The sequence below is a fragment of the Amycolatopsis sp. SID8362 genome, assembly GCF_010550475.1.
GTDB lineage: Bacteria > Actinomycetota > Actinomycetes > Mycobacteriales > Pseudonocardiaceae > Amycolatopsis > Amycolatopsis eburnea.
The window spans coordinates 1-9,125 of the sequence record NZ_JAAGNB010000687.1 but is presented as its reverse complement, the minus strand read 5'-3'; the positions used below and the strand labels follow the sequence as shown (position 1 = coordinate 9,125).

Sequence of the window (9,125 nt, the reverse complement as noted above, 5' to 3'; positions counted from 1 at the left end):
GATCCGCGCAGCCGCGCCCGGGTCGCCGAGGGTGATGCTCCCCAGGACCGGGCAGCCCCGCGGCGCGCCGTGGGCGACCGCGGCGGCCAGGGTGCCGAGCCAGTCGTCCAGGTCGACCCGCGCGAGCCCGGACCGGTTGAGCAGCCCGTCCCCCGGCCGTCCCGAGCCCGGCGCCCGCACCTCGCCGTTCGCGGAAACGAAGGCGTAGTCCGCGATGTCCAGCTGACGCCGGGCGGCGGCGCTTTCGTTGACCGACTTCGCCACCACCGCCCCGGCGCCCGCGTCGACGCACGCGGTGATCCCGTCGAGGGTCATGGTCAGCTCCGAGGAACCGACCCACACCGGGTTGGCGGCGGCGAGTCCCGCGACGTCCATTCAGGACAGTTTCGGGATGGTGCTGTCGTCGGCCATGTCGACGTCCTTCGTCTCCGGGCCGAGGAAGCCGCCCAGGCTGATCAGCAGGCCGGCGACCACGATCAGGACGCCCGGCGCGAGGTGCGCGGGCATGAAGCCGTCGAACTGCTGCAGGTAGAACTGGTAGAACGCCGGTGCGATCAGCGCGAGGCTGTAGCCGACGCCGTAGCCGGTCGACCGGATGCTGGCCGGGAAGCGCTCGGTCAGGTAGGCCGCGATCGGGCCGAACGTACCGACGGTGAACACGCCGATCAGCACGCCGAAACCGAGCGCCGCGCCGAACCCGCCGTTCGAAGCCATCAGCAGCGTGTAGGAACCCGCGCCGAGCACGACCATCGAGAAGCCGTAGCCGATGTAGAACCGCCGCCGCCCGATGCGCTGGGACAGCATGCCGAACAGCGGGTACGACAGCGCGGCGGACGCGTTGATCACCAGCATCGTCAGCGTGACCTCTTTGCTGGACAGCTCCAGGTGCGCCTTCAGCTGCGCGGGCGTCACGGCGGCTTCCATGTTGGTCGCGAGCCAGGTGCCGGTCATCAGGATGAACACCTGGCCCAGCGCCCGCGGGTACTTCTTCAGCAGCCGGACGAACGGGAGCTTGTGCTTCTCGCCGGTCAGCTGCGCCGGCGGCTCGTGGACCTGCTTGAGGTAGTAGCGGAACAGCACCGCGGCCAGCAGCGCGCCGACGAAGAACGGGATCCGCCAGCCCCACTGCACGTACGCGCTGTGCAAGCCGGCGGCGGGCAGCAGCTGCAGCATCAGCAAGGTGAGCGCGGCGATCACCGCGTACGCGGCGGGCGAGGTCGACGTGATGATCGAGGCGTAGAGGCCGCGCTTGTGCTTCGGGCTCCACTCCATCGCCAGCGGCACCGCCGTCGTGTACTCGCCGCCGAGGAAGATCCCGTCGACGAACCGCAGGGCGATCAGGATGCCGACCGACCACATCCCGATCGTCTCGTGGCCGGGCAGGCACGCGGTCAGCAGCGTGATGGTGCCGAACCCGCCGACCGCGACCAGCGTCGTGCGCTTGCGGCCGACCGTGTCGGCGAAGTGCCCGAAGATGACCGCGCCGAGCGGGCGGCCGATCAGCGTCGAGGCAAACACGAGCGACGCCAGCAGCGCCGTCGTGCTCGCGCTGAGGTTCGCGGCCTGGAAGTACGCGGTCGCCGGCGCCAGCACGACGATCGGCAGGTAGATGTCGAACTGGTCGACGAAGTACGCGAGCGTCCCGCCGCGCACCGCGGCGCGCACCTTGGCGGGGTCGGGGCCGTGCGGGGTACCGGGTCGCGCGGCCGTCTCCGCGGCGCTGGGCGGTGTGGACATCATCGTCCTCCGTTTTCGAACCTAGTGTTCACGAAGCGAACGTCAGTCACTCTAAATACCGCCAACCGTGAACACAAGAGCGGTCACGGGGTTGACAGACGGTCTTATAGTGAACTTTGACTTCATAATGCGAACGAGAGGCACGCTGATGAGCCCCGCCATCGCCGCCGTCCTGGACGGCCTGGTCGACATGCACGTCCACTCCGGCCCGAGCCCGTTCCCCCGGCGCTTCGACCACGTGGAGGCCGCGCAGGACGGCGCCCGGATCGGGCTGCGCGCCATGGTTGCGAAGTCCCACCACCACAACACCCAGATGGACATCCTGGCCATGAAGGGCCGCCTCGAAGGCGTCAAGGCGCAGGCCTTCGGCGGCATCGCGCTGAACAGCACCGTCGGCGGCCTCAACGTGCACGCGGTGCGGATGACCCTGCGCATGGGCGGCAAAGTCGTCTGGTTTCCGACCATCTCCTCCGGCAGGCACATCGACTGCCACCCCGAAGACGGCGCCTTCCCGACCACGACCGTCCCGCTGACCCTGGAGCGCATCGACATCGTCGACGGCGACGGCAAGCTCAAACCCGAAGCGCTCGAGATCCTCGACGAGATCAAGGAGCAGCAGGCCGTCCTCAACGGCGGGCACATGTACCCCGAGTACATCAAGACGCTGTTCCAGGAAGCGCACGGGCGCGGCATGAAGCGGATGGTCGTCAGCCACCCCGACTTCGTGATCGGCGCGGACCCGGCGCTGTGCCGCGAGCTGATCGAACTGGGCGCGTTCATCGAGCACGAGGTCGGCATGTACGACCCCGAGGGCACCCAGAAGTGGGACCCGAAGAACCTGCTGACCTGGATCGAGGCGCTCGGGCCGGAGCACACCGTGCTGGCGTCGGACTTCGGCCAGAAGGCCAACCCGAAGCCGGTCGACGCGTGGCTGCGGGTGGGCGAGGCGCTGCTCGACCTGGGCCTGCCGGAGAAGGACCTGCGGCGGATGGTCCGCGACAACCCGACGTACCTGCTGAACCTCGACGCCTGAAAGGACCCGCTCGTGTACGAAAAGGACGATCCCCGCTCGGCGCTGGCCACCGCGGCCCGGCCCGACAGCGGCGCCGAGATCACCGCCGCGCAGTACCTGGACCTGCGCGAAACCCCGGTCGTGCGGGCGCAGAACGTCATCCTCATCCACACCGACGCCCGTGACGGCGACGACCTCGACAACGGCACCCTCGAAGGCGAGCTGGCGATCGTCGTGACCGACGCCTCCCCCGCGTTCACCGTGCTCACCGCCGACGGCGCGACCAAAGTGGACTCGCCGGGGCTGGTCGTGGTCCCGCCCGGCGCGTCGCGGATCAGCGTCCACGGCGACGGCCCGCTGGTCCGGCTGGTCGAAGCCACCGAGCCCGCCTGGCGGGACCGCGTCGCCAACGCCGACGCCTACGCCCAGGACCACCCGCGCGTCGCGCTCTTGGAGCGCTGGCCGGCGCCCGCCGGAGAGCGCGTCCGCTTCTACCCGCTGTCGGACGTGCCGCACGACCCGAAGCGGTTCGGGCGGATCTTCCGGACGCGGTCGTTCATGGTGAACTTCCTGCCCCTGCAGGACGGCCCGCGCGACCCGCGCAAGCTCTCGCCGCACCACCACGACGACTTCGAGCAGCTTTCCCTGGCCGTGCAAGGGGAATACGTGCACCACATCCGCACGCCGTGGCTGCCCGACAGCACGACCTGGCGCGAGGACGAGCACGTGCGGATCGGCAGCCCGTCGGTGACGATCATCCCGCCGCCGACCGTGCACACCTCCGCGGCGAGCGACCCGGGCGTGAACCAGCTGATCGACATCTTCAGCCCGCCGCGCGTGGACTTCTCGGAGAAACCGGGCTGGGTCCTGAACGCCGACGACTACCCCATGCCGTGACCGCGCGCACCGGAGGCGGGCTGTTCACCCGTCCGCACACCCCCGTGGGCACCTGGCTGAAGATCGCCTCGACCGAGCCCACCGAGATCATGGCGTTCGCCGGGTTCGACTTCGCCGTCGTCGACCTGGAGCACGCGCCCCTGGACCTGGTGACGGCGTACCGGCTGATCAACACCGCCGCCGCGCTCGGCATGACGCCGATCGTGCGGGTGCCGGACAAGACGCCGTCGACGATCCAGAAGATCCTCGACGCCGGCGCGAAGGGCATCCTCGTTCCGCACGTCGACACCGTCGAGGAGGCGGCGGCGGTCGGGCGGGCGTGCCGGTTCCCGCCGCACGGCGTCCGCGGCGCGGGCGGCACCAGCCGGGCCGGGGCGTGGGGCCTTCGCGCCACCTCCGAGTACCTGGCCACCGGCAACGACGACGTCCTCTGCATCCCGCAGCTCGAAAGCGTCGAGGCGATCAAGGCGGCGCCGGAGATGCTCGCACTGGACACAGTGGACGCCGTGTTCGTCGGCGCGGCCGACCTGTCGATGTCGATGGGCTCGACGCCGGCGGCGCCGGACGTGCTGGACCTGATCGCCTCGGCGATCGCGGCCGCGCACGACGCCGGGAAGAAGTGCGGGCTGGCGTTCGGCGGGGTCCCGGCCAAGGCCGCGCGGGCGGTGCGCGAGGGCTGCGACTTCGTCTTGCTGAGCAACGACACCACGATGCTGGCCGAAGCCGCGCGTGGGCTGGTCACCTCCTTCCGGGAAGCGGTTTCATGACGTTGTCCCTGCCGCGCACGGCGTTGTCGATCGCCGAGCTGGACGACCTGGACCACGACGGCGTCGTCCGGTTCGTGCGCGCGCTCGAAGAGTTCGGCCACCGGATGGTGTGGATTCCCGAAGTCGCCGGACGCGAGGCGTTCACGACGGCGGCGCTGGTGCTGTCGGCCACCGAAAAGCTGATCGTCGGCAACGGCGTCGCCCGCGCGCTCGAGCGCGTCCCGAAGTCGGCGGGGTCGGCGGCGCGGGACCTCGCCGCCGGCTACCCCGGCCGGTACGTGCTGGGGCTCGGGGTCAGCGGGGCGGTCCGCGAACGCGGGGTCGGGCCGCTGCCGTTTCTGCGCTCGTACCTCGACGGCGTCGACGAGGTCGCCGCCGGGGTGCCACGGGTGCTCGGCGCGTACTCGGCCGGGATCACGAAGCTCGCGGCCGAGCGCGCCGACGGGCTGATCACGTTCCTGGTCACGCCCGAGCACACCCGCTGGGCGCGCGAGACGGTCGGGGACCTGTTCCTGTCCGTCGTCCAGTGGGCGGTCGTGGGCCGCTCGCGCGCGGAGGCGCGTGAAGTCGCGCGGCAGCGGCTGGCCTACTACCTGACGCTCCCCCACCAGATCGCGAAGCTGACCCGGCTGGGGTTCACCGAAGCCGACCTCGCGCCGCCGGGGTCCGACCGGCTCGTCGACGCGCTCGTCGCCTGCGGCACGCCCGCGCAGGTGCGCGAAGCGGTCCAAGCCCAGTACGACGCGGGCGCCACGCAGGTCGCGCTGACCCTGGTGGGCCCGCTCGATGACGGCAAGCTCGCCGCCTACCGGGCCCTCGCCGAGGAGGAGAACTGATGCGCACGGCCGAAAAAGTCATCATCACCACCGCCATCACGGGGTCGGTGAACATCCCTTCGCAGAGCCCGTACCTGCCGTTGTCCGCCGACGAAGTGGCCGACGCCGCTTTGGAAGCCATCGAAGCCGGGTCCGCCGTCGTGCACCTGCACGCCCGCGAACCGGACGGACGGCCCACCGCCGACCCGGCCGTCTTCGAGAAGATCGTCGGGCGGATCACCGCGCAGACCGACGCGGTCGTCAACATCACCACCGGCGGCGCGTCGTCGATGACGATGGACGAACGCCTCGCGGCGGCTCGGCAGCTGAAGCCGGAGCTGGCGTCGATGAACATGGGGTCGATGAACTTCGTCTACTCCGGCATCGCGGACAAGGTGACGGAGTGGCAGCACGCCTGGGAAAAGCCGTACGTGCGCAACACGTACTCCCACCCGTTCGTGAACACCTTTGACCGGATCGAGGACACGCTGCGGACGCTCGGTGCGGCGGGCACGCGGTTCGAGTACGAGTGCTACGACATCGGGCACCTGTACTCGCTGGCCTACTTCGTGGAGCTGGGGCTGGCGAAACCGCCGTTGCTGATCCAGGGCGTGTTCGGGGTGCTGGGCGGGATCGGCGCGGACCACGCGAACCTGGAGCACATGGTGCGCATCGCCGACAAGCTCTTCGGCGACGACTACCAGTTTTCGGCATTCGCTGCCGGGCGCGACCAGCTGGCGTTCGGCACGCACAGCGCGTGGCTCGGCGGGCACGTGCGGGTCGGGCTGGAGGACAGCCTGTGGATCGGCAAGGGGAAGCTCGCGAAGAGCAACGCCGAGCAGGTCCGCAAGATCCGCGCGGTCGTGGAAGATCTCGGCAAACCGATCGCGACCCCGGCCGACGCCCGGGCGATGCTGGCACTGCGAGGAGGAGCGGCATGAGCTTGCTGGCGGGCAAGGTGGTCCTGGTCGTCGGGGCCAGTTCGGGCATCGGCGCGGACGCGGCCCGCGTGTTCGCCGCGGACGGGGGGTCGGTGATGCTGGTGGCGCGGAACGAGGAGCCCCTGGCCAAGTTGGCGGCGGAGCTTTCCGACTTCGACGTCGCTTACACGACCGGTGACATCACATCGGCGTCCAGTGTGGACGCTTTCGTGGCGGCCACGGTGTCCCGCTTCGGCCGCTTGGACGGCGCGTTCAACAACGCGGCGATGGGCGGCAGCGGCCGGCTCGACACCGTTGCGGAGGCGGACTTCGACCGGATCATGGCGGTGAACGTGAAGGGTACGTGGCTGTGCCTGCGCGCCGAGGTCGGCGCGATGGCGGCCGGCGGCTCGATCGTGAACGTGAGCAGCATCGGTGGCCTGCGCGGCAGCTCGGGCATGGGCGCGTACCAGGCGACGAAGCACGCGGTGATCGGCCTGACCCGCACGGCGGCCCACGACTTCGGGCCGCTGGGCATCCGGGTCAACGTCCTCGCCCCGGGCCCGACGGAAACCCCGATGCTGGACGAGCTGCGCCGCACGATCCCGGGCGGGGTGGAAGCCCGCATCGCGGCGACTCCCCTGCGCAAAGCGGGAACGGGCACCGAAGTCGGCTCGACGGCGGCGTTCCTGCTGAGCGACCGGGCAAGCCACCTGACCGGGGTAGTCGTCCCGGTCGACGGCGGCTTCACCGCGTAGCCTCAGGCCAGGTCGGGGATCAGCTCCCCGATCAGCCGGATGCTCTTGAGGACCTTGTCGTGCGGGATGCCGCCGATCTGCTGCAGGCACATCATGCGGTCGATGCCCAGCTCGGCGTACGCGCGCAGCTTCTTGCGGCACGTCTCCGGGCTGCCCACGATCAGCGAGTCCTGTGCGCTCAGCACCTCGAACACCTCGTCGTCGGCGACCTGCTCGCCCTGCAGGATGCGGGCGATCAGCAGGTTCGCCGCCGACGGGGTGCTCGCCGCCTCGCCGCGGAGGAAATCGCCGGTCAGGCCGCCGCCGTCCGGGGCGGCCAGCAGCTGCTCGTTGCGGGCGTTCTGGCGGACGAACTCCGTCGCCGCTTCGAAGAACGTCAGCGCCGTCACCGTGTACCAGGCGGCGGCCGCCGCGGCGCCGTTGCGCATCGCCTCCTCGTCGGTGTCCGCGCAGTGGACGAACGTGAAGAAGCCGACCTGGTTGTTGACGTACGCGCCGACCGGCTCGGTGCACGCCGAAGCCGCCTCGCGGTACAGCGAGATCAGGCGGCCCGCGCGTTCCAGCGACTCCCACATCGTCGTGCCCAGCACGCCCACCCCGCGCCGGCCGGCCTCCTCGAACGACGCCGGGCTCGCCGCCGCCTGCCAGAGCGGCGGGTGCGGCTGCTGCAGCGGCTTCGGCCCGATCGGCACGTCGTCGATCCGGTAGTCGTCGCTCTCGTGCGAGAACCGCTCCGCCGTCCACATCTTCGGCACCATCTCGAACGCCTGCTGCGTCTGGGCGCGCGCCTCGGCCGGCTCGATGCCGAACAGGCGCCACTCCGGGATCGTCGAGCGGGTCAGGCCCAGCTCGACCCGGCCGCCGCTGAGGTGGTCGAGCGTCGCCGCGCGTTCGGCGACGCGGATCGGGTGGTTGAACCGGCCCGGCGCGAGCACGGCGGAGTGGCCGAGCCGGATCCGGCTGGTGCGCTGGGACAGCGCGGCCAGCATCAGCTCCGGCGCCGAGGACAGGCTGAACTCCCCCGCGCCGTGGTGCTCGACCTGCCACCAGCAGCCGTACCCGAGCTCGTCGGCGAGCACGGCCTGCTCGATCGCCTGGCGGAACCGCAGCTGCTCGTGCCCGGCCGGCCACGGACGGGGGTTCTGGATCTCGTTGAACAGGTCGATCTGCATCCGCGGCCTCCGCTCGTCGGGTCACCGAGAAGTCAGTCCCCGAGAGCGACCGGGCCGTTACCGGAGTCGCACGTTCGGCCGAACGGTCAGCCCGGCCCCAGGTCGGCCGACAGCCAGTTTTCCGGCCGCAAAAACACCGTGAGGTGCTCGCCCAGCTCCTTCCGCTCGTAGGCCACGAACTCTTCGGCCGCGCCCGGTGGCAGGTACCGCGACGCCATCTCCAGCGACCGCTCGTCGGAGTCCGGCTCGGTCCTCGTCACCGGCCCTTCCACCGAGACGTACCGGACCGTCGGCGACGTCCGCTGCGCCAGCAGGCTGAACCGGCCCGCGGCGAGGATCGCCCGCGTCTTGCGCGCGTCGGGGCCCGTGCGCACCCACAGCTCGCCGCCGGGCGTGTACTGGTACCAGATGGGCACCACGAGCGGCGCCCGGTCGGGCCGCTCCACCACCGACAACGCGCCGACGTGCGGCTGGGCCAGAAATTCTTCGCGTTCCTCCTTGGTCAGCACCATGCCCCGGAAGCTACCCGCGGGGTCCGACAAAAACGTAGGCTGGCGCGACGAGGTCCCACGAACGAGGCGGTGACCATGGCCGTCCAGCCCAGCCGGGCCGAAGTGCTCGCCGCCCTGTCGCTCGCCATCGACCTCGGCCTGGGCCAGCCGATGGAGCACATGCTGCGGTCCGCGCTGCTCGCGACCCGGCTCGCCGACTGGCTCGGTCTCGACGAAGAGCAACGGGCGACGACGTACTACGCCACCCTCGTCGCCTGGATCGGCTGCCACGCCGACTCGCACGAGCTGGCCCGCTGGTTCGGCGACGACATCGCCTTCCGCGCCGCCACCTACCGGGTGAACTGGACCGGTCTGCCCTTCCTGCGGCTGCTGGCCACCCACGTCGGGCGGGACAAGGCGCCGCTCGCGCGCGGCGTGCTCGCCGCCGTGTTCCTCGCCGGCGTCCGCGGCCGGATGGTGGCGCTGATCCACTCCCACTGCACCTCGGCCGCCCGCCTGGCCGACCGGCTGGGGCTGGGCGGCGCCGTCCGCGACG

General features: G+C 70.9%; 10 protein-coding genes and 1 pseudogene. 7 read left to right on the top strand and 4 right to left on the bottom strand.

The features are described 5' to 3' along the window. Both G3I65_RS21010 and G3I65_RS21005 read right to left on the bottom strand, forming a co-directional pair. The coding region (locus G3I65_RS21010; protein WP_203612448.1) for a hypothetical protein at positions 1–375 on the bottom strand (375 nt) is incomplete at its 3' end. Further along, complete coding sequence (locus G3I65_RS21005; RefSeq protein ID WP_160697619.1) at positions 376–1,737, bottom strand: MFS transporter; 1,362 nt, start codon at positions 1,735–1,737, stop codon at positions 376–378. Positions 1,738–1,885: 148 nt separating this feature from the next. Here G3I65_RS21005 and G3I65_RS21000 point away from each other — a divergent pair, with 148 nt between their 5' ends. The 6 genes from G3I65_RS21000 to G3I65_RS20975 are packed head-to-tail and all read left to right on the top strand — an operon-like array spanning position 1,886 to position 6,906. Beyond that, positions 1,886–2,770 (top strand): DUF6282 family protein, encoded by an 885-nt coding sequence (locus G3I65_RS21000; protein WP_160697618.1) that lies wholly within the window; start codon positions 1,886–1,888, stop codon positions 2,768–2,770. A gap of 12 nt (positions 2,771–2,782) precedes the next feature. Further along, on the top strand, positions 2,783–3,646 hold the full coding sequence (locus G3I65_RS20995; protein ID WP_160697617.1) for a hypothetical protein: 864 nt from the start codon (positions 2,783–2,785) through the stop codon (positions 3,644–3,646). Beyond that, positions 3,643–4,413, top strand: a complete 771-nt coding sequence (locus G3I65_RS20990; protein ID WP_160697616.1) for an aldolase/citrate lyase family protein — start codon at positions 3,643–3,645, stop codon at positions 4,411–4,413. The genes G3I65_RS20995 and G3I65_RS20990 overlap by 4 nt, the downstream gene beginning before the upstream one ends. Next, positions 4,410–5,249, top strand: coding sequence for an LLM class flavin-dependent oxidoreductase (locus G3I65_RS20985; RefSeq protein ID WP_160697615.1), 840 nt, complete (start codon positions 4,410–4,412; stop codon positions 5,247–5,249). Before G3I65_RS20990 ends, G3I65_RS20985 begins: the two co-directional genes overlap by 4 nt. Continuing rightward, complete coding sequence (locus G3I65_RS20980) at positions 5,249–6,169, top strand: 3-keto-5-aminohexanoate cleavage protein (RefSeq protein ID WP_160697614.1); 921 nt, start codon at positions 5,249–5,251, stop codon at positions 6,167–6,169. Before G3I65_RS20985 ends, G3I65_RS20980 begins: the two co-directional genes overlap by 1 nt. Further along, complete coding sequence (locus G3I65_RS20975; RefSeq protein WP_160697613.1) at positions 6,166–6,906, top strand: SDR family NAD(P)-dependent oxidoreductase; 741 nt, start codon at positions 6,166–6,168, stop codon at positions 6,904–6,906. Before G3I65_RS20980 ends, G3I65_RS20975 begins: the two co-directional genes overlap by 4 nt. 2 nt (positions 6,907–6,908) lie before the next feature. On the opposite strand, the gene G3I65_RS20970 is transcribed toward G3I65_RS20975, so the two are convergent. Together G3I65_RS20970 and G3I65_RS20965 are read right to left on the bottom strand one after the other, a co-directional pair. After that, positions 6,909–8,078: an LLM class flavin-dependent oxidoreductase gene (locus G3I65_RS20970; RefSeq protein WP_160697612.1), complete on the bottom strand. Its 1,170-nt coding sequence runs from the start codon at positions 8,076–8,078 to the stop codon at positions 6,909–6,911. Between the two features lie 86 nt (positions 8,079–8,164). Then, entirely contained in the window at positions 8,165–8,590 is a 426-nt protein-coding gene (locus G3I65_RS20965) for a pyridoxamine 5'-phosphate oxidase family protein (RefSeq protein ID WP_160697611.1), read from the bottom strand. A 75-nt stretch (positions 8,591–8,665) separates the two neighbouring features. Between G3I65_RS20965 and G3I65_RS20960 the strand changes: the two are divergent. Then, positions 8,666–9,125, top strand: a pseudogene (locus G3I65_RS20960) (LuxR family transcriptional regulator); the annotation flags it as partial.

Bases quoted from the DNA above. Each gene is read 5' to 3' on its own strand.
- G3I65_RS20970 (WP_160697612.1), bottom strand. From the start codon at position 8,078: ATGCAGATCGACCTGTTCAACGAGATCCAGAACCCCCGTCCGTGGCCG.
- G3I65_RS20980 (WP_160697614.1), top strand. From the start codon at position 5,249: ATGCGCACGGCCGAAAAAGTCATCATCACCACCGCCATCACGGGGTCG.
- G3I65_RS21000 (WP_160697618.1), top strand. From the start codon at position 1,886: ATGAGCCCCGCCATCGCCGCCGTCCTGGACGGCCTGGTCGACATGCAC.
- G3I65_RS20965 (WP_160697611.1), bottom strand. From the start codon at position 8,590: ATGGTGCTGACCAAGGAGGAACGCGAAGAATTTCTGGCCCAGCCGCAC.
- G3I65_RS20985 (WP_160697615.1), top strand. From the start codon at position 4,410: ATGACGTTGTCCCTGCCGCGCACGGCGTTGTCGATCGCCGAGCTGGAC.
- G3I65_RS20975 (WP_160697613.1), top strand. From the start codon at position 6,166: ATGAGCTTGCTGGCGGGCAAGGTGGTCCTGGTCGTCGGGGCCAGTTCG.
- G3I65_RS21005 (WP_160697619.1), bottom strand. From the start codon at position 1,737: ATGTCCACACCGCCCAGCGCCGCGGAGACGGCCGCGCGACCCGGTACC.